The 25,027-nt window shown below is 41.4% G+C and carries 19 protein-coding genes; 11 read left to right on the plus strand and 8 right to left on the minus strand.

The window, feature by feature from the left end:
• Nucleotides 1–8 precede the first annotated feature (8 nt).
• Nucleotides 9–1,121 (minus strand): FAD binding domain-containing protein, encoded by a 1,113-nt coding sequence (locus CLV32_RS09250; protein ID WP_133554691.1) that lies wholly within the window; start codon nucleotides 1,119–1,121, stop codon nucleotides 9–11.
• A 219-nt stretch (nucleotides 1,122–1,340) separates the two neighbouring features.
• The gene (locus CLV32_RS09255) at nucleotides 1,341–3,083 is read right to left on the minus strand and encodes a serine hydrolase (RefSeq protein WP_133554693.1); all 1,743 of its coding nucleotides are present in this window, start codon (nucleotides 3,081–3,083) and stop codon (nucleotides 1,341–1,343) included.
• A 211-nt stretch (nucleotides 3,084–3,294) separates the two neighbouring features.
• Between CLV32_RS09255 and CLV32_RS09260 the strand changes: the two genes are divergently transcribed.
• On the plus strand, nucleotides 3,295–3,684 hold the full coding sequence (locus CLV32_RS09260) for a VOC family protein (protein WP_133554695.1): 390 nt from the start codon (nucleotides 3,295–3,297) through the stop codon (nucleotides 3,682–3,684).
• A gap of 6 nt (nucleotides 3,685–3,690) precedes the next feature.
• Here the strand turns inward: CLV32_RS09260 and CLV32_RS09265 are convergent, their stop codons facing one another.
• Entirely contained in the window at nucleotides 3,691–5,049 is a 1,359-nt protein-coding gene (locus tag CLV32_RS09265) for a sensor histidine kinase (RefSeq protein ID WP_133554697.1), read from the minus strand.
• Nucleotides 5,050–5,155: 106 nt separating this feature from the next.
• A complete protein-coding gene (locus CLV32_RS09270; RefSeq protein ID WP_133554699.1) occupies nucleotides 5,156–7,177 on the minus strand; it encodes a tetratricopeptide repeat-containing sensor histidine kinase in 2,022 nt (673 codons plus the stop codon).
• A gap of 132 nt (nucleotides 7,178–7,309) precedes the next feature.
• Here CLV32_RS09270 and CLV32_RS09275 point away from each other — a divergent pair, with 132 nt between their 5' ends.
• A complete protein-coding gene (locus CLV32_RS09275; RefSeq protein ID WP_133554701.1) occupies nucleotides 7,310–7,717 on the plus strand; it encodes a Dabb family protein in 408 nt (135 codons plus the stop codon).
• 4 nt (nucleotides 7,718–7,721) lie between these two features.
• Here the strand turns inward: CLV32_RS09275 and CLV32_RS09280 are convergent, their stop codons facing one another.
• Entirely contained in the window at nucleotides 7,722–8,204 is a 483-nt protein-coding gene (locus CLV32_RS09280; protein ID WP_133554703.1) for a hypothetical protein, read from the minus strand.
• A 66-nt stretch (nucleotides 8,205–8,270) separates the two neighbouring features.
• Between CLV32_RS09280 and CLV32_RS09285 the strand changes: the two genes are divergently transcribed.
• From CLV32_RS09285 to CLV32_RS09315, 7 genes are all read left to right on the plus strand, one after another.
• On the plus strand, nucleotides 8,271–8,594 hold the full coding sequence (locus CLV32_RS09285) for a hypothetical protein (RefSeq protein WP_133554705.1): 324 nt from the start codon (nucleotides 8,271–8,273) through the stop codon (nucleotides 8,592–8,594).
• A 49-nt stretch (nucleotides 8,595–8,643) separates the two neighbouring features.
• Nucleotides 8,644–9,723, plus strand: coding sequence for a serine hydrolase domain-containing protein (locus tag CLV32_RS09290; protein WP_133554708.1), 1,080 nt, complete (start codon nucleotides 8,644–8,646; stop codon nucleotides 9,721–9,723).
• A gap of 181 nt (nucleotides 9,724–9,904) precedes the next feature.
• A complete protein-coding gene (locus CLV32_RS09295) occupies nucleotides 9,905–11,623 on the plus strand; it encodes a DUF6377 domain-containing protein (RefSeq protein WP_133554710.1) in 1,719 nt (572 codons plus the stop codon).
• A 380-nt stretch (nucleotides 11,624–12,003) separates the two neighbouring features.
• A complete protein-coding gene (locus tag CLV32_RS09300) occupies nucleotides 12,004–14,946 on the plus strand; it encodes a SusC/RagA family TonB-linked outer membrane protein (RefSeq protein WP_133554712.1) in 2,943 nt (980 codons plus the stop codon).
• An 8-nt stretch (nucleotides 14,947–14,954) separates the two neighbouring features.
• On the plus strand, nucleotides 14,955–16,424 hold the full coding sequence (locus CLV32_RS09305; RefSeq protein WP_208110979.1) for a RagB/SusD family nutrient uptake outer membrane protein: 1,470 nt from the start codon (nucleotides 14,955–14,957) through the stop codon (nucleotides 16,422–16,424).
• Between the two features lie 59 nt (nucleotides 16,425–16,483).
• Entirely contained in the window at nucleotides 16,484–17,869 is a 1,386-nt protein-coding gene (locus tag CLV32_RS09310; protein ID WP_133554717.1) for an alpha-amylase family glycosyl hydrolase, read from the plus strand.
• A 25-nt stretch (nucleotides 17,870–17,894) separates the two neighbouring features.
• Nucleotides 17,895–19,730: a glycoside hydrolase family 13 protein gene (locus CLV32_RS09315; protein ID WP_133554719.1), complete on the plus strand. Its 1,836-nt coding sequence runs from the start codon at nucleotides 17,895–17,897 to the stop codon at nucleotides 19,728–19,730.
• Between the two features lie 62 nt (nucleotides 19,731–19,792).
• On the opposite strand, the gene CLV32_RS09320 is transcribed toward CLV32_RS09315, so the two are convergent.
• Nucleotides 19,793–20,554, minus strand: coding sequence for a response regulator transcription factor (locus CLV32_RS09320; RefSeq protein ID WP_133554721.1), 762 nt, complete (start codon nucleotides 20,552–20,554; stop codon nucleotides 19,793–19,795).
• Nucleotides 20,555–20,646: 92 nt separating this feature from the next.
• Here CLV32_RS09320 and CLV32_RS09325 point away from each other — a divergent pair, with 92 nt between their 5' ends.
• Nucleotides 20,647–21,297, plus strand: coding sequence for a DUF1349 domain-containing protein (locus CLV32_RS09325; RefSeq protein ID WP_133554723.1), 651 nt, complete (start codon nucleotides 20,647–20,649; stop codon nucleotides 21,295–21,297).
• Between the two features lie 29 nt (nucleotides 21,298–21,326).
• On the opposite strand, the gene CLV32_RS09330 is transcribed toward CLV32_RS09325, so the two are convergent.
• Together CLV32_RS09330 and CLV32_RS09335 are read right to left on the minus strand one after the other, a co-directional pair.
• Nucleotides 21,327–22,187, minus strand: a complete 861-nt coding sequence (locus CLV32_RS09330; RefSeq protein ID WP_133554725.1) for a DUF808 domain-containing protein — start codon at nucleotides 22,185–22,187, stop codon at nucleotides 21,327–21,329.
• A 121-nt stretch (nucleotides 22,188–22,308) separates the two neighbouring features.
• Entirely contained in the window at nucleotides 22,309–23,961 is a 1,653-nt protein-coding gene (locus CLV32_RS09335) for a WG repeat-containing protein (RefSeq protein ID WP_166641920.1), read from the minus strand.
• Between the two features lie 91 nt (nucleotides 23,962–24,052).
• Between CLV32_RS09335 and CLV32_RS09340 the strand changes: the two genes are divergently transcribed.
• Nucleotides 24,053–25,015 carry an SDR family oxidoreductase gene (locus CLV32_RS09340; protein WP_133554729.1) on the plus strand — a complete coding sequence of 321 codons (963 nt, stop codon included), beginning with the start codon at nucleotides 24,053–24,055 and terminating at the stop codon, nucleotides 25,013–25,015.
• The last annotated feature ends 12 nt before the right edge of the window (nucleotides 25,016–25,027 follow it).

A 25,027-nucleotide genomic window follows, 5' to 3' on the forward strand; every position in this document is an offset into this window, starting at 1 on the left:
AACCCAGATTATCCTAAGCCACTTCCCCTGGCCAGCTTCTTACCATAAGCAATGAGTTCATCAGCGTAAGCACGTTGTATGACATCCCAAGATTTAAGGGCATTCCCCAGTGTCTCATTTCCGGATAATGCAGCTGCTAATCCAACGGCATCTTCATAAGCTTTTGCTGTACCCGATGCCGTGTGAGGACGTACAACGGATGCTGCATCGCCAAGAATTACAACACTCCCCTGATACATTCTGGGAACTTTCATATCAACGATGCTTTGTACAAAAGGATTGGCTGTTTGCAATACCCGTTGAGCCAGTATTTCCGGAAGTTCTTGTTGTGCCCGATCTTTAAGCGCTTTGATATTCCCGGCACTGAGAAAAGTTGCGGGCACACTGAACTGGCGTAAACGCCCGTCTTTATCAGTCATTACCCGTTGGTGTTCCACAGCATTTTTATTCAGGTACCATACCCAGTTGAGCTGTCGCTCACCTTTGTTAAGCTCCCCGTGATTTCCAGGAACGAGATAGGCTAGCAAATGTGAGTTTGAATAAGGATATAGCGTGAATTTATTAGAGAAAAATTCGACCTCGGCATCTGTAAGATCTTTTTCCGCTATCAATCCGCGGAAAGCTACGTAGCCACTGTAAATGGGTTCTATCCCTGGCAAAATATGTTCCCGCACAACGGAGCTGTAGCCATCAGCGCCGATAAGCAAATCTGTGGTCGACGTTTTACCATCAAAAAAGGTCGCCGTAACCTGCGCCGCTTCCTGGTGTATCCCGGTGACCCTGTGTCCATAATGATAATGTGATTCAGGAAAGTAGTCCTTTAGCTGCTTCCATAAATAGTTCCAGGATGTAAAAGATGTATCGTTTTCATACTTATAAGCTGCATGGCCACGATCATTGAGAATCTGCCGTTCTGTTGCAGGAACACCAAACAATTCATTACTGGAAATTCCAGTAGCGACCATATAATTCATCAGACCAGGCTGAATTACCAGCCCTGCACCACGATCCTCCATGGCCAAAGCCGATCGTTCATAGATATCTACCTGATATCCGATTTTCCGAAGTGCGATTCCCGTGATCAGGCCACCAATAGAACCACCAATTATTGCAACTTTCATATTGAACTATAATTAAATATGAAGTAAAATTAGTGTTTCGAGCAGATGACGATCACGGGAATCGTTCAACGGGCGATTACTATCGTCGAAACCTTATAGCCTAAATTTAATACCTCCGTTAACTACAAATCCATCAATGGGTGCATAGCTGAGATTAAGGCTGATGATAACTTTAAAGTATTAAATTTTCGCATCTGCGATCTTTGGCAAAATCTTAGCCTAGTTTCCTGCATAGTTATATGGAGTATAATTTTCCCACTTCCAGGGTGTGTAGATATCCCCTATTGCAAATTCCAACAGTTCTTTAAAGATACTTTCTCCATTATCGCTATTCGTCATGATAATAATTCCAGTACCTGTTTCCGGAAAAACAATCGTATAATGCTGAAATCCGTCTCCATGTCCTTCTTTAAAGGCACCCCAACCGTAGGGCGATTTAAGTAAACCCCAACCCAGGCCGTAGCTAAGTGAAATATTATCGTTTGTTGTACTGTCTTTTCTCGAGAGGGGTCCAAACTGCGCAACTGAGCGCAAACGGATCTGCGGACTAAACATTTCCTTCGACGAGGACTTTTTCAGTAGCTTCCCACTAAGCAAAGCACCAACAAATGCTGTATAGTCATCCAGCGTGGTCTCCAGAGTGCTTGGTGAGCGGGGTTCATTATCTTTATCTTTCTCGTAAGATTTGCCTTTTGCATCATATCCAACAACATAATCGGCTTCAAACCTAGGCAACCAGCGGTAAGCTGAATTGATCATACGTAAAGGCTTAAAGATCTTTTCATCTGCCAATTGTTCCAGTGATTTACCTGTCATATGTTCGATAACAGTTTGCAAGTATACCATACCCTCTCCTGAATAACTGTAACGGCTACCGGGAGCAAAAGCGAATTTCAATTTATGGTCGTTATAATCCCATCTCCAGTTTGGAAGACCGGTGGTGTGGTCCAGACACATCCGCGCAGTAATTTTCCGATATGATGAATCAGATTTAAAATCATCGTAATTATCCTGCCATTTAGTCTTTTTTGGATAATCATATATTGGTTTTGGAAGATAGCTCTGCAATGGCCGGTCAAGGCTAAGTATTTTTTCCTCTACCAATTTTAATACGAGGGCGGTGAAAACTGTTTTACTCAACGAAGCACCATAAATACTCATCGAGGTATGTAAAGGTTTTTGCAGCTCATTTCCGATACCAAAAGCACCTTTATAAACCACTTCATTCTTATTAAAAACTGCAAGTTCGAGACCCTTCACATTAGCCTCACGTATTAACAATTCAACCTTGCTACCCAAAGCATCTGCAGTCACGATGCTGCCATCCAATTTTTTTATTTGTTGGGCATGCAAGGGGGATTGAACGAACAGGAGAAGAAGTGCAAAGACCGCAACGGCAGATTTCCGTCTGAAGAATGGAATAGAAAGCGGATAATTATATGGCTTATTTTGCGAAACCCTCCACGAATTCACTAAGACCATAAGTACATTGTAAAATATCGATCCAAATATCAATAGGATGGCAATGGGCGTAAACACAAAGATCATCACAAAGGCGAACCCAAAAAGCAAGGACATACTGATCTGAAAATTTACAACAGCCCTGCCCTGTTTATCAAAATCCTCATCATCGTTTCTCTTATATAGCCACAATACGAATGGTGCGATTAAATTGCCGGTTGGTATAAAAGAGGCAATAACCGGCGCCAGGTGCAGCCAAAGCAACCAGTTCTTTTTTATTTTATCTGTTCCAGCCTCATCCTTTCCTGTCAGTTCATCGAGCTCGATCTCGAGCGCTGTACAAATCAATGAGAGGGTTTGCAAATGAGCGGCCACTGTTGCGCCTTCAATACGTTGTATAGTGCGCAGGGCGATGCCAGATTTTTGAGCTAATTGTTCCTGACTAAAGCCATTTTGTTTTCTAAGGGTTGTCAGTCTTCGTGCAACTTCTATTTTATTCATGAGTTGTTATTTATACCCAAAAGTACATTGATATCCGATCTGTTGTTGCCGTCTCTTCTACGCCATCTTTACGTCTTTTAGCTTTTAAACAGCCTCTGCGCCTTGTTTTAGGAAATATCGTTTTAAACCACGAAGCAATTTAACAAAATCGAGATTAAAAAACTATCCGGCTTAACTATTTTAATCCAGGCATTTTATATAGATTAGAGTCATGATATCATCTTACAAACCGGCAAACTACAACTCCCTGTCCCCCTATTTAATCGTAAACGATGCCAGGCGTTTGGCTGCACTTTTAAAAGGAATTTTCAAAGCAACAGAACAGAGAAAGATTGAGCGTGAGGACGGATCAATTTTACATCTGGAACTATTGATTGATGACAGCATATTGATGATTGCAGATGCAACTGCAGACTATCCACCACAAAGCATTATGCTGCATTTATACCTACCCAATGTGGACGAAGTTTATCAGATGGCTATAGCCGCAGGGTGTGAAGGTATTGACCCACCCAAAGTTCAGGATGGCGATGTTGACAAAAGAGGGATGTTTACAGACTTTGCTGGTAATTTCTGGAGCATCTCTACCCAACAGCAGTAAGATTAACTATTTTACAGGAATGTAAATATAGAAGCATGAACCAGAGCCCGGTGTACTGTCAAATCCAATTCTCCCACCTTGTCGCTCGATATACTCTTTACACAAAACAAGTCCCAGTCCCACCCCACGCTCATTCTTTGTTCCAAATGCAGGCTCAGCCTTAATCGAGAAAATCTTTTCCTGCTTCTCCACCGGAATTCCTTGTCCATTGTCACTTACAGTAATTTTACACTCATTTGCAAGTAAAGTACTGTTAACGGCAATATGCCCCCCTTCTTGGGTAAACTTAATTGCATTGCTTACCAGATTGCGTACCACAAGCTGAAGCATATCAACATCCGCCAGGACAACAATTTCTGGTGAAATCTGATAATCAAGTGAAATCTCTTTTTTCAGCGCATGAGTTTTTTCGATTCCGAGTGTATTAGATAGCACGGTAAGCAAATTTAGCTCCTGCAGATGTACATTGGGCCCTTCCATCTGTGTTTTTGTCCAATGTAAGAGGTTGGACAGCATATCCATGGCATTGTTAGTGGAGGTAAGCAATACTTTCTCCAGGTTTTTGCGTTCGGCGTTATCCAGCTCATACTCATTGAGCAGTTCCAGGTAGTCTCTGACATTCATCAGGGGAGTTCGCAAGTCGTGCGAAATGATAGACATTAATTTATTTTTTTCAATGTTACTCTGTTCCAACTGGTCTTTCTGTGATAAAATCTGTGCATTACTCAGTTCAACAGCCATTGTTTTTTCCTGTTCAGCCGCCCTGGCCTTATCATGGCTCCGCCTTATAAACCTAATGATAATATAAATCGCGACTACAGGAATTGGAAATGCCGTAACACGGTCAACAAACTGTCCCTTACCTGCGCTGAACGGATACTCTACCAGCTCAGGATGGTAAAATTCCAACAGATGCAGGAGCAAAAAACACAGCAGATAAATAAAAAGCCACTTGAGATGTTGTTGGTAAGGGGATATTGCAAATACCAGCAACAGATAAACAGGCCAGATCAGATCTGTTGATCCGTTGATGCCGGAATTCGTAAAATAATTTATACCGAAAATAGCAATACCTGTTATCCCAAAAAATGTACTATTGTGTGGCCTGTTGTGGAATCGCGACTGATAATATTGGTAAGCAAAGAATGAACCTAATAGTAAGGCAGACACAGAACCTACGTATAACCCGGCATATAAGTTATATGGAACATAAATACACGCTAAAAGCATCAGACCAATACTAATAGAATGAAATATTCTACCCTCCAAAGGAAACTTCGACGGACTGCCGATCAAGTCGGCCCACATGTCTCTTTTTCCTTTTAATGCCTGATAGTTGAGGATATTGAAATTATATTTTGGCATGAATAATTTATCGCTCTGTGGGATTAGCAGAGGGATAAATATAGCAATCGTTGCCAATTTACCATCAATCAGCCGTTTTAAAAAAGAATTTTAAAGATGTGTACCGTCAAATAGGAATTTTATAAAAAAATGTAGTTCCCCGCCCAACTTCGCTTTCCACAGCAATGGTGTGCTTGTTCTGCTCAGCGATCTTTTTAACCAGCATGAGCCCAATACCGGTACCGCTTTCATTCGATGTTCCAGGTGTGGTACCTGCGGTAAACATCAGCTTGCTAAGTTTTTCTTTTGACATGCCGATACCAGAATCCCTAATAATCAGCACGTGGTAGTTCGTGATGTTGTCAAGCTGGTATTTCAGCGAGATGGTCCCTCCAACCGGAGTAAATTTCAGCGCATTCTGCAACAGGTTGCGGACAATAAAATCGACATGATTGGCGTCGGATATTATTTCCAGGCTGGCAGGTATTTCATTCTGAAAATTAATATTTTTCTGACTTGCACCTGAGATTATGTCCTGAAGACTCACCTTAAGTGCTACCTGTACATTGAATTGTGCAGGCACGGACGACTCCTGAAATTCGAGCTTCCCCCAGGTAAGGAGTTTATCGAGGATTTCCATGGCATGACCTTGTTTTGTTTGCAGCAGCGCCAGATATCCACCAACATCCTCATCATGCTCAAACTCCGCTCTCATAATGTCCGTCAAAGATCCCATACTGGCTACGGGGCCCCTCAAATCATGACCAATGATATAAAAAATCTTGTCTTTCATATCATTGAGATTTTCCAGTCTATTCTTTTGTTCAATCACCAAAACATGCAGCTTTTTGAGCTTTTTAAAGTATAGATACCCTGTAATTACCAAACCCAACAAGACTAAAGAGATAATTCCGATAACGACAGAACTTGTTTTGACCTTATAATTCTCTAGTGATAAAGTTTTAACTTTTAATTCGGACTGCTGAAGTTGATTTAAGGATTTCAAATTGGCAATCTGCTTTGCCTTCTCTACACTGTTAATACTGTCTTTCAACGCATTATATTGTACGAGGGCATCAAAGGCATCTTTAAAACGTCCTTTTTCTGCCAGGTAAGCCGATACGTCCTGATAAATTTCCATCAGGTCGGTTTTCTGATCACTTGCCAGTTTAATTGCTTTTTCGAAATACGGGACCGCTAACACAGGTTTGGTTTCCAACAAGCCCAACTGTGTATAAACCTTATATTTTTCGCGATAGAGGTCGCCCTGATTAGCTAGCCGGAGTGCAGTATCCAACAGTACATGTGCTTTTCCAGGCTCATTTATTTTGCGGTAAACTTCGGCCGCATTAACGAACAGCAGGACGTTTACATCATAAAAGCCACCATCTTTGCTCGTCTTAATAGCCTGCTCATAGTATACTAATGCCTGTTTGTATTCCTTTTTGTCTGTTAATATGGATGCAATATTTGTGCATAGGTCAGCCTGAATAGTCAGGTTGTAATATTGTCTCGCCTCAGTACTGAATTTATGATGACGTTGTAAATCTTCAGATATACGAAGTCCTTCTTTCAGATATTTAAGTGCAAAATTAAGATCTCCCTGGTTTTGATAACTGATACCGATCATACCATTACAGAATGGAAGTTGCTCCACGAGTGAGCGATCTTCAGCAATCTGTTTGGCAGTAAGGATATACTTAAGCGAATTAACTTCGTCGCCAGCCTCAGAATATACCGCCGAGAGCGATTGATAAATCAATGACTGATCTTCATACCGTCTTAATGCTTTATGAATACTAAGCGCGATACGAAAAACGGAATCCGCTTTCTTGTAGCTTCCATTGTCGAGGTAAAAAGTCCCGAGTTTGCTATTTAATAAGGCAATCCCACGTTGAAAATTTACCTTACGTGCCACTGTTAATCCCTGATTTAAATAATAGATCGCAGAATCGGGCTTTTGGTGGTTGTAAAGCTGAGCAGCACGCGCATAGTCGATTACCTTGACAGAATCTTCCTTTTTATTCATTTTCAACACCTTGAGTACACTGTCGCTATTTTTAGTGAATTGCGCTGTGGCGAGCAGGGGGACTAAAAATCCCAGAACGAAAAGGGCATATTTTTTTGAGGGCGTATTGAAATGAAACATAAATAAGGGGGATTCTACACTATTTTCCGACCCTGAAACAAATAAACAAAAAAGGACTTACAACTAAAAGGACTATTAACATCTTCAGACAATACTTGTACAACATGCTTATTTTTTTTTAGCTTTAACGATATGAATAAGTCCAACAGACGAAAATTTATTGGAACTGCCGCTGTGTTAGCAGCCGGCACAGCTGCATCTGCAATGCCCCTAACAAGTATGGAAAATAATTACCCCATTGTGCACCATGTGTTTTTCTGGTTAAAAAACCCAGATTCCAAAACCGATCGCGATCAACTTATTGCAGGTGTAAAGACATTAGCTAAAATACCTACGGTTCGCAAGGTTCATGTAGGCATTGCAGCCAGTACAGAAAAAAGGGACGTTGTAGACAATAGCTGGGCCGTATCCGAGCTGATGTTCTTCAGTGATCTCGAAGGACAGTCAACATATCAGACGCACCCGCTACACCTGGAATTTATCAAGAACCACAGTCACCTGTGGGATAAAGTGGTAGTCTATGACGTAATTGAAGCTTAGATAACTAAGGTTTGGGCTGCCCGGCACATGCTGTTTCAGCAAAAATGAATTTCACCTGTCTGTAATCGATAGCCTTATTTCGCACAAAATAAGATCTGCCCAGCGTGGTTTCTATTTGACCGACACCGAGGATCAGTTTTCCATTTGATTTGAGCAATGCAAGCGGATTTCTATAAACTACAGGGTTTCTTGTGGGAATTTTAAAGGTGTAGTCAACATATAAAGTATCTCCTTTAAACTTCCCCTTCAACTCACCATCGTTTTTACTTTTGTTGGCATAATCAATTACCAATGTACCTGTTACATCACCATTTCTCAAATAATTCAGTTTTAATTTGGCGGTATCCAGTGAATCTACAGCAGTATAACACTCATTTTTAAGCGTGTCTGTCGATTTTTCAGTGGTCTTCGACTCAGTGTTAGTTTGCGTGCATGCGATCGTAAGCGGAAGCAAGGCGAACACGCTATATCTTAATACAGTTTTCATTATCTTTTTTATTCCAAGATACAAGTTTTTTAGATAGACCTTGATGTTAAAGCGATATATTTGACTATGGAATCAGTAGATATCACAAACGCCGAAAAGGAAATGCTGGCCGCTATTGGTAAGGCTATGTCACTTACCCCGCTGGCATTCGACGAGTTATATTATGCATACAGATATATCAACGCACAGGGTGTTGCTTCAGAAACTGACGTTAAAGAAATAATTAGTTTGGGGATACCATTATACGAGGCGCTTGCCGAACTGAAATCGTTGCCGGTAACAGCGGTGCCTGATTTATTGCGCGCAGGGTTGATCACCAACGAAGACGTCAAAAATGCTTTTATTGCTATGACATCAGTTGGCGGGTTCTTTGGTTCCACATCGCTGTAACCAGATATCTTCTTAGATCGTCTAATCGGAAAATCACAAACGATTAGATATGAATTCAAAACAAATAGCGCTTTTTCTACTTCTTTTAGCAAGTGTTAACCCATTCAGCAGCGCATTCGGGCAAATTTCCAAAGACAGGATCGACAGTATAATAGCAAAGGAATTTGGAGACCCGAGTGGTCCAGGAGGCGTATTCATGGTTTCACAACATGGAAAACCGGTATACCAGAAAGCATTTGGGAAGGCTAACCTGGAGCTCGATGTCGATTTAACACCGCAGAGTGTCTTTCAAATAGGATCAATGACAAAACAGTTTACTGCAATTGCTATGCTTATTTTAGAAGAGCGTGGAAAGCTTAAGGTAACCGATCCAGTTTCAAAATATATACCCGACTACCCTTCGGGCAACAAGATAACCATTCACCATCTGTTGACGCATACTTCCGGCATTAAAGACTTTACAAAAATGAAATCCCTTTCAAATATTGCACAGCAGGAGATGATGCCTAAAATGATGGTTGATTTCTTCAAAAACGAGCCTGTCGACTTTGAGCCAGGTGAGAAATTTGACTACAACAATTCCGGATATGTAGTTCTCGGATACATCATAGAGCTGGTTTCCGGAGAAACCTATGCAAATTTCATTAGCAAATATATTTTCGAGAAAGCGGGAATGACTCAGTCATCTTACGCCACCGATAGGGCTATTGTCCATAACAGAGCTTATGGTTATCATCAAAAACAACAGGGATATGTAAATAAGACTACAATTAATTTCAGCGTACCCTTTTCCTCCGGGTCATTGATGTCTACAGTCGGCGATCTGCTGAAATGGCAAAATGCATTAAACACAAATGTGCTACTCGGCCCCGAAGAAACAAAAAAAGCATTTACTGCTTATAAATTAAACAATGATAGTTCACTAACATATGGATATGGCTGGCACATTAAGAAAATAAACGGATCAGTAAGCAGAGAACACGGCGGGAGCATATTTGGGTTCAAATCCATGGCAGTTTATCTTCCTTCGGAAGACATTTACGTAGCCGGCCTGAGTAATTGCGACTGCCACTCACCCACAAAGACAACTACTGATATTGCTGAGTTGGTATTAAGGATGTTAAAGTAAAAGGCAGTAATCCCGGTACAGATTGGTTATGGAAAATTCTTAACGGTTTTAGAGATATTATCTTATATTTGGTTACCAAATATTCAAATGCAACACTGACCGATGCCAGTCGCATCATGTATTGCATTTCATTTTGTTGCAAATAACTATATCTTATACTTATACAACATAACAGACAACCGTGAACCGTATCAATAGGAACTATTTATTTTACGTGTTGTTGGTAATTTCCGTCGTACAGTTCTCTTCAACTTGTGCGGCATTCGCTTCCACAAAAGGGATAGACAGTTTAAAAAGTACGTTAACCCAGGTCTTGGCAAAAAAACTTGATTTTGACAAACAAAAGCGGCACCATATTGCTCAACTACAAAAAGAGCTTCGACTAAATTACGCTTCATTGAATTCGCGGTATGAGGGTTACCAAAAGCTATATACCGCTTATAAATCTTTTATACATGACTCGGCTTATATTTATTGCAAAAAAGCCAGCGAGTGTGCTTATTTATTAAAAGATGACAATAAAATAAATTATGCCAGATTAAACCTCGGTTTTGTACTTGTTTCATCAGGTATGTTTAAAGAAGGGATAGATACATTACATTCGGTTAAATCCCAGTATCTTGATCAGAAACAGCAATTTGAATATTATTTCTTTCTGGCCCGGAGTAATTTTGATTTGGCTGACTTTGATAAGATCCCTTATTACCACGATTTATATACCAGACAGGGACTCGGGTACTGTGATACGATCATTCACAAATTCTCTCCAAACTCTTATGAACACCTGTCGGCTAGCGGACTTAAGCTTTTAAGGAGTAAGCAGTACGAACAGGCAATCAAAACTTACAAACAACTACTAAGCTCAAAGGTATCTTATCAGGACAGCGCAATAAATTTTAGCTGTCTGAGCTGGCTGTATTTCAGTGTAAACAAACCTGACGAAGGATTGCGCTATTTAATCAGGTCGGCGATTATTGATAATGTCCATTCTACAAAAGAATCCCTTGCGTTGGTCAACCTCGCAAAATACCTTTACCGGAATGGCAACACCAGAGAATCATTTGTGTATATCCATAGTGCTATTGAAGATAACAGTTTTTACGGTGCCAAACAGCGCAAGGTTGAGATCAGCAATATTCTCCCTATTATAGAGCGGGATATGGTAAGTGATATTGAGCGGCAGAAAAGATCTTTACTCATTTATGCGTCTACCATAACCGTTCTGATCATTCTGGTTATATATTTTGCCTACATCACATCTAAACATCTCAAGAAACTTCGTATAGCCGATCAGCTAATTATCGATCAGAACAAAGATCTGAATATAGCGAACACGAACTTACTAAAGATCAATAATTCACTAGATATTGCCAATCAGTCGCTAACCAGTACAAATAGAAAACTAGACGAGGCTAATTTGATCAAAGAGGAATATATTGGTCACTTCTTTAATGTTAATGCCGACTACATTGAAAAACTTGATCGACTTAAGCGCGTATTGGGAAAAATTGTCACCCTACAACAGTTCGATGAATTGCAAGTTGTTATCAATCGCCTGGACACAAATCTGGAGCGGGAGAATTTCTACAGAACTTTTGACGAGGTATTTCTAAACCTGTTTCCAAATTTTGTACAAGAATTTAATCTGTTATTTGACGATGAGCACAAGACGCAGCTCGGACCTGGGCAGCTACTCAACAATGAATTGAGGATTTTCGCATTGATTCGTCTGGGAATAGATGAAAATGAAACCATAGCTAAAATATTAAATTATTCTGTTAACACCATCTATACCTATAAAACGAAAGTAAAAAACCGATCGCTAGTTCCGAACGAGGCATTTAAGGAAAGAATTATGACGATCCGTACAATAGTAAACGAACTCCCACTTAATCAATAAAAAAATAACATTTCTACTCGCGATCGGTATATTTTTTTTTATGCACTATGTGTTTGCTTCATTTTCTGACACCACAGAATTAATTCTCAAATTACGCATCCATTTTTTCCTGTGCCTTACGCTGCAAACTGACTTTTATTGCCAATATATCCGATCCTCAGGCCTTGTTTTTAATAAACCCTTTCCATCAAATCTATATATTCAAAGCTAAAAATACATATCAAACAGCTATTAAACAGTATGTTATAAAATAATCAACACTGATATTTTCGATATCGGGATCTATATCTATTGTTATTGGGTTCGAAGTGCATTTACTTTGATTTTACCAGCAGCCACAAAGTTCAGCTGGTTAAACCAAATATAAATCGAACACAATTATGAAAAAAAATTACTTTTTTTACTTGTTGAGGTATGGACTTACAGCATTATTTTTCTGCTTTCTAAGTTCAACTTACGCTCAGCAATCTGTTTTTACCGGAAAGGTCGTTGACGAAAACAACAGCGCCTTATCTGGTTCCACACTGCAGATTAAAGGCACCAGCCGAACTACGGTTACTGATACCAAAGGCGAATTCCAGTTTAACATCAATCAGACTGCAATCACTGTTATTGTTAGCTATGTGGGTTATGATCGTACTGAACGGATTATGACTGAAGGCAAAAAGTTGATCATTCAGCTACGTCCGGATGCACAGGCATTGTCGGAAGTAGTCGTAGTTGGCTACGGAACAACAAAAAAATCTGACCTTACTGGTGCGGTCTCCAGTATATCCAGCAAAGATTTTAATCAGGGTGTAGTGACCAGCCCGCTTCAACAAATTGCCGGCCGTGCAGCTGGTGTTGTTATTACCCAAACAGGTAGTGAGCCCGGAAGTTCCCCGAACATTAAAATCAGGGGTATTACATCCATCCAGGGTAATAATAACCCATTAGTGGTTATAGACGGCGTTCAGGGGGATGTAGGTTTATTAAATCAAATTCCTCCAACGGAGATAGAAAGTATTGAGGTGCTTAAAGATGCTTCGGCCACAGCTATATACGGTTCACGTGGCGCCTCGGGTGTACTGATCGTGACGATGAAAAAAAGCAAATCAGGAAGTACCATAGAATACACGGCAAATTCGTCTGTAGATGTAGTAACAAGGCAGCTCAAAATGCTTACCGCTGCAGAATGGTCTCAGCAGGCTGCAGCGCGAAGCATTCCTGCTTCATCAAACTTCGGTGCAAATACAGACTGGTTCGGTCTGCTTACCCGTAACGGGACAACTCAAAACCACACCTTAACAATTGGAGGGGGAACTGATAATTTCAGCTATCGGGCTTCGTTGGGTGCGATTTTACAAAACGGTATTGTTATCCATTCCGATAACCAACGGTACCTGGGCAGGATCGAGGCGACGCAAAAAGCACTGGATAATAAACTGACGATCACGATGACGTTGAATAGCAATATTACACAAAATGCGGGTAGCCCCGGAAGCGTTGGCCGGGCGGCGTTTACGTCGAACCTTATTTCAAATGCCTACATCTCCAGACCTACAGATCCTATTTATAAGGCAGACGGCACTTATTTTACAGATCCCAACTTGTTTCAACCACTCAACGTTTTAGCAGCGGCAAACACAATTATCAATGACGCTGAGACAAACAGGCTCCTGGGATCTCTCAGAGCCAATTATAAAATCATTGGCGGGTTGTCTGCAGAAGTATTCGGCAGCTGGCAAAAAACCAGCAGAACCTCTGGTAATTATACACCAGCCGTTTCTACAGTGGCAGCAGCAATTGATCAAAAAGGATATGCGAGTGTCAATGATGATTATAATGACTACAAACTCATGGATGCGCAGCTAAACTACACCAAGAATTTCGGAAACCATCACATCGATGCTGCTGCTGTATATGAGTGGCAGGCACAGATGGATTATGGTAGCGGAAGTGCGGCAAGAGGCTTTGTAAATGACCTTGCTACCTACAACAATCTCGGCCTTGGCGACTTTTCAAAAGTTCAGGCTGGAGATTATTCTTCCTACAGAAATCAACGCAGAACAGTATCTGTTTTAGGACGTTTCAACTATTCTTTTATGGATAGATATCTCCTTACAGTTAATTTCAGAAGAGACGGCGCCACTGTATTTGGGGAGAATCATAAGTGGGGTAATTTCCCATCCACCTCAGTTGCCTGGAAAATTGACCAGGAGCCATTTATGAAGGGTCAAAAGTTTTTTAGCACCCTGAAGTTAAGAGCAGGTTACGGAATTACGGGAAACCAGCAGCCGCTGGGAGTACTCCAGTCGCTTCAAATCGTCCAGGGATCAGGAACGGTATATTTTGGTGGAAACGTACAAACAAACTTCAGGACTACTCAAAATGCAAATGCAGACCTGGAGTGGGAAAGGAAAAAGTCTACCAATATAGGGCTCGACTTTGCTGTCCTTAACGGGCGTTTGAGCGGAAGCTTTGACGTTTATAAAAATGTAACCGATAAACTGCTATATGGCTACACAGTTCCCCAGCCACCCTACCCTACAGGCTCAATTCAGGCAAATGTAGGAAGTATCCAGGGCCGAGGCATTGAAATGGCGCTAAGTTATGACCTGATCAGTAATGAATCTACCAAGTTGAGACTTGGGGGAAACGTTACGTTGATGGATTCTAAAGTACTCAACTTAAGCGGATCGCTAAATGGAGTTCCATTGATCACCAACTTCATCCCTTACGGACAAAATGCATACCTAGTTGTAGGACAAACAATTGGAGCGATTTATATTTTGCAGCATCAGGGTGTTGCAGCAAATGGCACTGAAACTATCGTAGATCAAAACGGCGATGGGAAGATCGATGCCGGCGCTACCAGTCCTGACCGGGTGTTTGCCGGACAGACACAACCTAAATACACCTTTGCTTTTACCCCTAGCTTCAGGTACAAGAACTTTGACGCTTCCGTTCTCGTACGCGGATCAGGTGGTAATAAACTCTATAACAGATTGAGGTCTAACCTGAGTTACCTGGAAAATCTGGGTAAATCCAACCTCCTTGCCAGCGCTATAGACGATAATATGTATACCTCGGTATTCCCTTTGGCGACCGATTACTGGTTGGAAGACGGTAAGTTTATCCGCCTGGAGAACGTAAATTTTGGCTACAGAATCCCAACTTCAAAATCAAAACATATCAGTGCTGTTCGCTTTTCTCTAACCGGACAAAACCTGGCACTTATTACTAAATATTCTGGAATTGATCCTGAACAAACTGGCGGAGACAACGGAATATATCCACGTGTAAGAAATTTTGCTATAGGTCTTAACATCACCTTAAAATAATAATGACCATGAAGAAATTAATCATAAGCATGCTATCTCTGGCAGTTTTTGCCCAGAGTTGTACTAAAGTAAATGAAAGCGTATACGATAAATACACTGCGGATCAATTTTTTGCAGATCCAAAAGGTCCGGACATTGCACTGGCGAGTGTATATGCGCGGATGCCTCAATTTGGGGGTGGTGATAATGGATATTACGATACAAATAATATGTGCACCGATGAGCAGGTTGTTCCACACCGGCTGAGCGGCGATTGGGGGCCAGAAAATGCTTATTTATACACGCGTGCCTGGACGCCAACGCTGGGACAGATTAATACCACCTGGAATGCCTGCTACAATTCCATCTACCTGGCTAACCTTGCAGTAACACAACTGGAAAAATCAGGTGCTCCCGCAGCAAAAATCTCTGAAGTAAGAATTCTTCGTGCCTGGTTTTACTACTTATTGATCGATGATTTTGGCGACGTACCTTTTTACACAGACAATAACATTACTACAGCTGAGTTAAAAACGCAGACAAGAACGCAGATCTATAACTGGATCGTTAGTGAAATCACAGCAAATGCTGACCGGCTTCCCGAGACCAAGGGAGGTGTATTTTATGGGCGGTTCAATAAGTGGGCCGCTTACACTTTCTTAGCTAAGATGTATTTAAACGCGGGGGTTTATACAGGAGCTCCTAAATGGGCAGAGTGCCTGGCCGCCTGTACCAAGGTTGCCGCAGGTGGTTATACCTTACATCCGGGTACAGCGAATGCCTCTAGCCCTCTTGGCAATAAGTATTTCGAACTTTTCGGAGATCTGTGTCCCGATGATGAGACTATATTAGCCATCTGGCTGAAAAGAAATGTGATCGGAAATAATGTGCTTGCACTGAGAAGTGTAAACGGTCCGAATGGCATAGCTATGTTTGGTTATTCGGGTTGGAACGGCACTATTGTACCGGAAGAGACTTATAATAAATATGCTGCTAACGACATCAGGATCAAACAGTTTCTGATAGGCGCTCAGCCCGGTGGCGTTACGTATACACCTCAGGTAACTTCGCTGATCAATCCGGGTGCTGGAAATACTGCCGGCGTAAGGAACGTGAAATTTTACCCTGTAGCTCCTAATGATGGCAGTGGAAGCTCTAATGACTTCCCGATCTATCGTTATGCTGATATCCTGTTGATGATGGCTGAATGTAACGTTAGACTGGGCAATGCGGCGGCAGCTAAGCCGTTTATTGACCAGGTTAGGGTTAGAGCCGGCTTGTCGCCGTTATCAGCAAACCCAACGCTGGAGAACATTTATGACGAGCGTGGTTTCGAACTAAATTGGGAAGGTCACCGCAGACAGGATATGATCAGGTTTGGTACCTTTACACTCGCCCATGGACTTGTTCCGGCAGTTGATGCCCACTGGCAGCTCTTCCCTATTCCGACAGCGGCCATGAATGCAAATCCTAACTTAAAACAAAACCCCGGTTATTAATTCCGGATTATCGCCTAACGGAGGCAATTTAGCCTCCGTTAAATTCAAACAACAGTGCAATGAAAAATATGCTATTCCCGTTACGTAAAAACAAAATCCCCCTCTTGGTTATGACGGCCATTTTCTGTCTTGTCAAACCAGCAATCTCCTTTGCGCAGACTGCATTTAACTATCCCTCACAATATGGAAAACCGTTTAAAGGTGTTCCTGACAGAGCCGACGTAATGATGTACCAGGTCAATACCCGCTCGTTTAGTAAAGACGGAAACTTCAAAGGAGTGACGGCCCGTCTTGACTCTATTAAAGCACTTGGGATCAATGTAATTTATCTGATGCCAATTTATCAGGTTGGAGTTCTCAAAGGATCTAACTCACCTTATGCTACACAGAATTATGATGAGGTTGGCCGAGAGTTCGGAACATTGCAGGATCTGCGTGAGCTGGTAGATGGTGCGCACCAACTTAAAATGGCTGTATTGCTGGATGTTGTCGCCAACCATACCTCATGGGACCATCCCTGGATTACTAATAAAGACTGGTATGCACAAGATTCTGTTGGCAATATCAAATATCCCAGGGACTGGAAAGATGTTGCCCAGCTCAACTTCAAAAATAACGATATGCGCATGTCGCTGATCCATTCGATAAAGTCATGGGTATACAAGGCTAACGTTGACGGATTCCGCTGCGATTTTGTTGACGGCCCGCCGATGGATTTCTGGCAACAGCTAAACGATACGTTACATACCATTAAGTCACACAAATTGTTAATGCTTGCAGAAGGCGAAAGCCCAAAATATTTCAAGGCGGGATTTGACTACACTTTTGGATTTCGATATTTCGGTAATTTAAAAAGCATCTACAGTAAGCACAGATCCGTAAAGACCATCGATTCGATGAACGTTAAAGAATATAGCGGCGCATCCGAAGGACAAGCGGTAGTCCGGTATGTTACCAACCACGACGTAAACAGTTCTGACGGTACACCCCTGGAATTATTTGGCGGCAAGAAGGGATCTATGGCAGCATTTGTTGTTATTGCTTACATGAAAGGTATCCCCATGGTCTACAATGGGCAGGAAATAGCGACGCCCTTCAGGCTGACTTTCCCATTCACACGTAACAAGATAGATTGGAGTTTAGCTCAGACCAATCAGGATGTTACTTCAGAATATAAAAAGGTTATCGCTTTCAGAAACAAAAGCAAAGCTATCCGACGTGGAACACTGAATGCCTATAGTAGTGATGATGTGTGTGTGTTCACCAAGCAATCTGGAAAGGAGCAGGTGTTGGTATTGTCGAACCTGAGAAACCAATCGGTTAACTACGCTGTCCCTGACGGACTGAGCACTTCGGGTTGGAAAGATGCATTTACAGGTAAAGCGGTTACTGTAGACCGGGAAGTTAAAATGGAACCTTTTCAATATATCGTGTTAACTAAATAGCACCTAACAAAAAACTCAAATTGCCATGTATAAAAAAATAATCAACCTACTGTTCCTTGCCGTAATTTTCTTGTTTAGCTCCGCGGCGGCCATCACCATAAACCGTATTGAACCTGCCAACTGGTGGGTAGGAATGAAAAAGACAGAATTCCAGATTCTGGTTTATGGCCCCAATATAGGGAATGCGAAGGTGAGCATCAGCTATCCCGGTGTTACACTTACGACTGCTGCAAAGGTAGAGAACCCCAATTACGTATTCCTTTATGTAAATGTAGCCAAGTCTGCCAAAGCCGGCAATGTACCTGTAACATTCAGTAACGGCACAGACAAATTCACTTATAACTATCCATTAAAAAACCGGGATGACAAGAGCGGTGCAATGGGATTCGACGCGGCTGATGTGCTGTATCTAATTACGCCCGACCGCTTTGCAAACGGCCGCACTGAAAACGACAACTGGGACAGTGTATCTGTAAACAGGCAGAACCCAAATGCCCGCCACGGCGGAGACTATGCGGGTGTGTTGACAAAGCTTGACTACATGAAAGATCTCGGCATTACCACCGTTTGGCTTAACCCTATTCAGGAAAACAAAATGCGCGGTGGTTCTTACCACGGATATGCAATTACCGACTTTTATCAGTCAGACCCACGTTTCGGAAGTAATGAAGAATTTAAGGCACTTACCAAAGCCACGCACAACAAGGGGATGAAAATGGTGATGGACATGGTATTGAACCATTGTGGAAGCTCACATTGGTGGATGAAAGATCTTCCTTCAAAAAACTGGATCAACAATGATGGCGTATTCTTGCAAACCAACCATGCTACTGTTTCGGTAATGGATGTGCATGCTTCACCTTCGGAGAAAAAGACCTTCTTAAATGGCTGGTTTACCCGCGGCATGCCTGATTTAAACCAGACGAATCCACACCTGGCAACGTACCTGATACAGAATAGCATCTGGTGGATTGAGTATGCCCGTATAGATGGGATCAGGCAGGATACCTATTCCTATATGGATTTTGATTTCCTGGCGCGATGGAATAAAGAAGTGTATGACGAGTATCCCGATTTTAACATCGTTGGTGAAACATGGTATAATAAAAGCACCTCATCTGCATGGTGGCAAGCTAATTCGATATTAAGCAAAAAAAATCCACATCTAAAAACCCCAATGGATTTTTCGTTGACCTTTGCTGCCCAAAAAGCATTTGACGGTAAATCAGATAATGGATACCTGGGAGATTTGTTTGAAGATATTGCCCAGGATTTTATCTATGTCGATCCATATCATATCCTCACTTTTCTGGACAATCACGACTTAGGCCGTTTTAACCGCAAAGAAGATACGGATCTAAACCGCTATAAACAAGGCTTGGCATTTTTACTTACCATGCGTGGCATTCCGCAGCTCTATTATGGAACTGAAGTGCTGATGACAGGAACGAAAGAAGAAGGCGATGGGCGTTTAAGGGTAGACTTTCCCGGTGGATGGCCGGGCGATAAGACGGATCAATTTACAAAGGCCGGACGTAATGCGCTTCAGAACGAAGCATGGGACTACCTGCAGAAACTGTTGCAGTGGCGTAAAACCAGCGAGGCCGTAACGAAGGGCAAAATGATTCACTACGCTCCTAATAACGGGATTTATGTTTACGCACGCATCAAGGACAATAAAACGGTAATGGTAATCTTGAACAGCGCAGTTAAGGAGCAAGCCGTTTCTATGAACCGGTTTACGGACATTATCGGATCCTTTACATCGGCAAAAGACATCATCTCTTCGAAAAGTTTTCCACTCAATTCAGCGATTACCATCCCTGCAAAAGGAGAATACATCCTTGAGCTGAGCAAATAATTTATACTTTTTACCTGATATAATTATTCAAATGAAATTTATCCGTGCCCCTTCCTAACCTGCTAGATCAGGTGCATTAGTTCCGCAATCCTACAGGCTTCTAAAGAATTATTAACCCTTAATTTCTCCAGAATATTTTGCCGGTGCCTGTTAACGGTATTTACACTAATGGAGAAAGAACTGGCTATTTCCTTACTCATCTGGCCACTTTTAATAAGCTTCAGAATTTCCTTTTCCCGTGCAGACAGGATATTATCTGACTTGTAGTTATCGGGTTTTATGAAAGCGCCGGTGGCAGAATTCACGATAAGGCTATGAGGCTCTGCTGCCTGGCTATCCCGGTCGTCAAAATTATACAGACATAAAGCCAACCAAAAGCTGCCGTTTGATAACCCGCAGACATAAAACATTCTGTGTTTAACGGCTACATATCGACCTGACGGATCCAACATACGAAGTCTGCTGCTTACGTAATAATTAGAGCGATCTGATACAGGCAGATATTTAAGCATATTAAAAAATTGCAGCTCCAATAAATGCTTGTTAGTGAGATCATCCGGATGAATTTTTTTAAAGATATTTTCTTCCCAGATTGAGTCTATTTCCTCAGGGGCATCTGAATGCATCAAACCGAGCTGTGTTGCTAACCTGCCATTGTATATATAGCTTTTATTTGCATTCATATCACTCAATACAGCTATGGCATTTTCTATCTGGGCATACATAAACGCGGTATACTGATAGTGCTGTAAATCCAGAGACCTATCCTGAATTTCAAAAACCTGTTCTAACAACGCTTCATTTAGTGTATTGATAATGCTCATCCAGTATGGTTATTAATCAGTATTGATTACGTAATTAGGGTACGTTACCTTTATCGGCGTAAATATAAATATCAGCTTAAATATAATAACAGATGAAAAAGATTATCCTGGCTGTTCTTTTAATGGGAATGTCTGAAGCCGGTTTCACCCAGACTCTTGAAAAGATGCAATGGTTTAACGAGCCAGAAAAATGGGAAATAAAAAACAACAGTTTAAACATGTTTGTAACCCCACAAAGCGATTACTGGAGAATATCTCATTACGGTTTTACCGTTGATGATGCCCCCTATTATTATGCCGTTTATGGTGGTGAATTTGAAGTCAAGGTCAAAATTACAGGTGATTATAAAGCGCGCTTTGACCAAATGGGTTTGATGCTTCGGACAGACCATGAAAACTATATCAAAACTGGGATAGAGTTTGTGGATGGCAAGTATAATTTAAGCACTGTCGTAACACATCAAAAAAGCGACTGGAGTGTAACAACACTCGATAAAACACCAGCTTATCTCTGGATCAAAGCTGTGAGGAGGCTGGACGCTGTTGAAATATTTTACTCTTATGATGATAAGCAGTATCACTTGCTCCGCAATGCGCCATTGCAGGACAACAGACCTGTAATGGTTGGATTAATGGCCGCCAGCCCTGACGGGAATGGCTTTAATGCCAAATTCGATAATTTTAAAGTAACGCATTTAGCAGATCAGCGCAGGTTAGAATGGCTAAAGAACCACAAAGATTAATTTGCACATTTAGCTTACATTACGGGCTATTACCTGGATGGAATCATTTTTTTGACAGCTGTTATAAGACCAACTACAAGCAGCCCCGCAAAAAGACCAAACAAAAATTCTTTAACTATTGATGGAATTGCTGGAAACAGATGATGGACGAACTCGATGTTATGAACAAAAATCCCACCTGAAACAAGAATTAGCGCAATGGTTCCTACAACGCTTAAAATTTTAATGATCACAGGCAGAGACTTCACCAAAATATGTCCCAGTCCTGAAAAGAAACCTTTGTCTGCCGAACGCTTAATTAGTTTATATCCTGTATCATCCATTCTAACAATAAGGGCAACAATGCCGTAGACACCAATGGTTGCCACGATGGCAACGATCGAAACCGTCACAATTTGTATGCCTACGCTTTCGTTGAGGACTGTTCCGAGTGCAATGATCACAATTTCTACCGATAGGATAAAGTCTGTCATGACTGCAGACTTTACCTTGGCCTTTTCAGCAGCGGCAGGATCTTGTTCAGCCTCCACTACTACTTCATGGCCGGACTTTTCATGGTGGAAGAAATACTCCACTATTTTTTCCACCCCTTCAAACGCAAGATAAAAGCCACCAAGGACAAGGATTATTTTGATTGCTACAGGAAAAAAAACATTCAGCAGCAGGGCAATTGGCACAATGATCAACTTATTGAGTAAGGAGCCTTTTGTAATCGCCCAAAGTACCGGTATTTCCCGTGACGACAAGAAGCCGGTTGCCTTCTCGGCATTCACTGCCAGATCATCGCCTAATATTCCTGCAGTTTTCTTTGTGGCGACTTTCGCCGCTACGGCTACATCATCCATTAAAGCACCTATATCATCTAAAATCGCAAAAAAACCTGAGGCCATGTATGTCTTGTTAATCGAGGCGCAAAATATCGAATCGATTTCAAATTATAACAAAAACACGTCCACAAGATTAAAAAAAGGTTCAAGAACGAAATTTACGTACTGTTTTCCAGATGTCTTTTTACTTTTCCTTACCAGCGAATATCAGCCCATCCTTGGTAGCATAAGCATACAACTGCCCTTCATTAGTGATCAGCGCTAATAAGTTCAGTCCTTTTTTACTTTTATAATTCTCAACGTAATAGCCTATTTTTTTTTCAAACTGTGGTTTAATTAACAAATTCCCGGCATACCGAAACTTTAACAAACCATATTTTCCATTCTTATTCAAAACCATAAACTCAGATTCATTTTGAAGATAGTTTAAGTCATTTTTATAGATTGAATCGTATTCGACAGATAATTTAACCTGATTTGTTGTTGTGATATATCCAGACTTTTTATTTATAGATACCCGTAGGTCTTCATTGTAAAGATTTTCCACAAAAGATTTCCTGCTGGAAGAATATTGTTGATCAATTGCGATTTCATCATAAATAACAGGTATAACCGTTTTGCCATAAACGTCTATAGTCCCATACTTCATGTTATTCGTTTGTTTATCCTTCAAACCTACAAGGAATGAAAGGTCCTGTACAGTTTTCCCATGCGAAATCAGCGCCTTAATCTCGTCGTAAACAGGCGGGATAAATAAACTATCAGTAATACACAGACCCTTTTTGCCGCCGGATTCTATGACCAGCACATTTGCTATCTGGCGCTCGATACTGTCTTTTGTTGGTGGCAGAGTAGAATATAAGACCTCCACTTTGAAGTTATCTGCCTTAAATGGCAATGTAAAATCTTTGTTTTGTCGGTTTGAAGCCTGATCGGACTTAGAATAAGTAATAGAATTTCCAGCAACAATGAATCTCATGTCATAACGTAATTTTCTCTTCTTCCCAATTTCCGAGGGACGGCCGCTTTCTACGATAACGATGTCTGACGACGGATCACCTTTTACATCCCCATTATACAACGGACTGCCCTTACCAGTATCATTTTTACCAGAAACGATCTTTGAACTCATATGGACAGTATTCTTCAGCAGATCAAATGAAACCAGCTCTTCCGGTGAGGATCTGTCTTTTTGGGCGCTGAAAACAGCATTACGCATAGATAAGACCGGCAGATCTGATTCAAGCTTAAATTTATCGTAATCTTTCAGAAGCCATTTTGTTATCAGCTGTTTATCTATATCAAACACAAAAATGCTGTGCTTATTTTCATAATTCACGCTATAGAATATAGTGTACTTAGATTGCTTTTTCAACCGGGCACTGCTACCAATGGTATCGATAATGCTTAACCGGGCAAAATTTTCCGGATAGATGTTTTGTCCTTTCAGATTGTATATCGTATGCATTTCCCGTGGATTTCTCCTTGCTGCATTCCGCTCTTCCATTGAGTTGTAGGCTTTATTAACATCATACTTCTCCTTATACCTTCCCAGGATAAATTTTTCGTCTAGTACCGCGTATTCATGACCTTCTCCAGTTTCGACAATGATCTCTTTTCGGTTGTAGATTACACCAGACTGATTTCCTTTTTTAAAACCAAAATATCCACCGGGGTAATCTTTGCCAATCGAAATCCAGTCATAGTTTGTGGGCACAACCAATTTACCTTGCAGGTCTGCCAAGCCCCACCTGTTACCTGTTTTATAAGGGACTAAAATTTCCTGAGCACCGGCCCCTTGCCAAATGCATAATAAAATAATAAGAATGCGTTTCATTTTGAGTTTAAAGCTCAAATCTAGGCTTATTGCTGAATGGATCATTAAAAAGTTCTTTAAAACATTAAATAAAGTATAGGGTTAATTCTAGATGAAAACTACAGATAGGACAATAGTTATTACGGGCGCTTCCAGTGGAGTGGGACGGGCAATTAGTTTAGCCTTTGCGCAAAAACATAATAAGCTCATCATTGCGTCACGTAATATTACGGCCTTAGAGGAGCTTGCTTTGGAATGCCGCCAACTTGGCTCACAGGTACTTTGTGTAGAAACTGATACGTCGGAAATATCTTCAGTGATTAATCTTGCCGCAATGGCGGACGACTTCGGGGCTGGAATCGACGTATGGGTAAACAATGCCGGAGTGCTGGCGATTGGTGAGTTTGATGTGACACCGATGGAGCTCAATGAGCAGGTGATCAAGACTAACTTATTAGGTTACATGAATGGGGCACACGCCGTACTTCCCTTCTTTAAGAAGCAAAAATCTGGAATTATCATTAACAACATTTCAATTGGAGGATTTTTACCAGTACCCTTTGGTACCGCATACTCCGCCAGTAAATTTGGTCTGCGGGGTTTCAGTGCTGCGCTGAAAGCTGAATTGACGGATTATAAAAACATTCACGTTTGTGACACTTTTCCCGCCTTCTTAGATACTCCTGGTATCCAGCATGCTGCAAATTATACTGGAAAACAACTGAAGCCGGCTCCACCTGTTTACGATCCGAACAGAGTTGCTGCTGCAATAGTGTCAATTTCTGAGTATCCGAAGTCGGAAACGATGGTTGGAAGCGCATCAATATTACTTCGGGCATCCTATGGATTATTCCCGGGACTTACCAGAGGTATTGCAGGCATGGTGATCAGGCAATACTTGAAACATGCCGATCCAATTGAAAAAACCGATGGCAACATATACAATCCATTAAAATTTGGAAACGCAGTACACGGTGGCTGGGGCCTTCCGGGCAAACCCAAGGCACACAGAAAATATCTTGCTGCAGGAATCGTACTGGCTGTCGGGTTACTAGTATTGAGTAAAAGAAGCTAGCACCGCCTGAGT

It is taken from the genome of Pedobacter duraquae, assembly GCF_004362245.1.
Lineage (GTDB): Bacteria > Bacteroidota > Bacteroidia > Sphingobacteriales > Sphingobacteriaceae > Pedobacter > Pedobacter duraquae.

What these genes read in the sequence shown, in the direction of transcription:
- CLV32_RS09265 (WP_133554697.1), bottom strand. Translation starts at nt 5,049, where the DNA reads ATGCCAAAATATAATTTCAATATCCTCAACTATCAGGCATTAAAAGGA.
- CLV32_RS09340 (WP_133554729.1), top strand. Translation starts at nt 24,053, where the DNA reads ATGAAAACTACAGATAGGACAATAGTTATTACGGGCGCTTCCAGTGGA.
- CLV32_RS09320 (WP_133554721.1), bottom strand. Translation starts at nt 20,554, where the DNA reads ATGAGCATTATCAATACACTAAATGAAGCGTTGTTAGAACAGGTTTTT.
- CLV32_RS09300 (WP_133554712.1), top strand. Translation starts at nt 12,004, where the DNA reads ATGAAAAAAAATTACTTTTTTTACTTGTTGAGGTATGGACTTACAGCA.
- CLV32_RS09315 (WP_133554719.1), top strand. Translation starts at nt 17,895, where the DNA reads ATGTATAAAAAAATAATCAACCTACTGTTCCTTGCCGTAATTTTCTTG.
- CLV32_RS09290 (WP_133554708.1), top strand. Translation starts at nt 8,644, where the DNA reads ATGAATTCAAAACAAATAGCGCTTTTTCTACTTCTTTTAGCAAGTGTT.
- CLV32_RS09260 (WP_133554695.1), top strand. Translation starts at nt 3,295, where the DNA reads ATGATATCATCTTACAAACCGGCAAACTACAACTCCCTGTCCCCCTAT.
- CLV32_RS09270 (WP_133554699.1), bottom strand. Translation starts at nt 7,177, where the DNA reads ATGTTTCATTTCAATACGCCCTCAAAAAAATATGCCCTTTTCGTTCTG.
- CLV32_RS09330 (WP_133554725.1), bottom strand. Translation starts at nt 22,187, where the DNA reads ATGGCCTCAGGTTTTTTTGCGATTTTAGATGATATAGGTGCTTTAATG.
- CLV32_RS09275 (WP_133554701.1), top strand. Translation starts at nt 7,310, where the DNA reads ATGAATAAGTCCAACAGACGAAAATTTATTGGAACTGCCGCTGTGTTA.
- CLV32_RS09325 (WP_133554723.1), top strand. Translation starts at nt 20,647, where the DNA reads ATGAAAAAGATTATCCTGGCTGTTCTTTTAATGGGAATGTCTGAAGCC.
- CLV32_RS09335 (WP_166641920.1), bottom strand. Translation starts at nt 23,961, where the DNA reads ATGAAACGCATTCTTATTATTTTATTATGCATTTGGCAAGGGGCCGGT.
- CLV32_RS09305 (WP_208110979.1), top strand. Translation starts at nt 14,955, where the DNA reads ATGAAGAAATTAATCATAAGCATGCTATCTCTGGCAGTTTTTGCCCAG.
- CLV32_RS09255 (WP_133554693.1), bottom strand. Translation starts at nt 3,083, where the DNA reads ATGAATAAAATAGAAGTTGCACGAAGACTGACAACCCTTAGAAAACAA.
- CLV32_RS09285 (WP_133554705.1), top strand. Translation starts at nt 8,271, where the DNA reads ATGGAATCAGTAGATATCACAAACGCCGAAAAGGAAATGCTGGCCGCT.
- CLV32_RS09310 (WP_133554717.1), top strand. Translation starts at nt 16,484, where the DNA reads ATGAAAAATATGCTATTCCCGTTACGTAAAAACAAAATCCCCCTCTTG.
- CLV32_RS09280 (WP_133554703.1), bottom strand. Translation starts at nt 8,204, where the DNA reads ATGAAAACTGTATTAAGATATAGCGTGTTCGCCTTGCTTCCGCTTACG.
- CLV32_RS09250 (WP_133554691.1), bottom strand. Translation starts at nt 1,121, where the DNA reads ATGAAAGTTGCAATAATTGGTGGTTCTATTGGTGGCCTGATCACGGGA.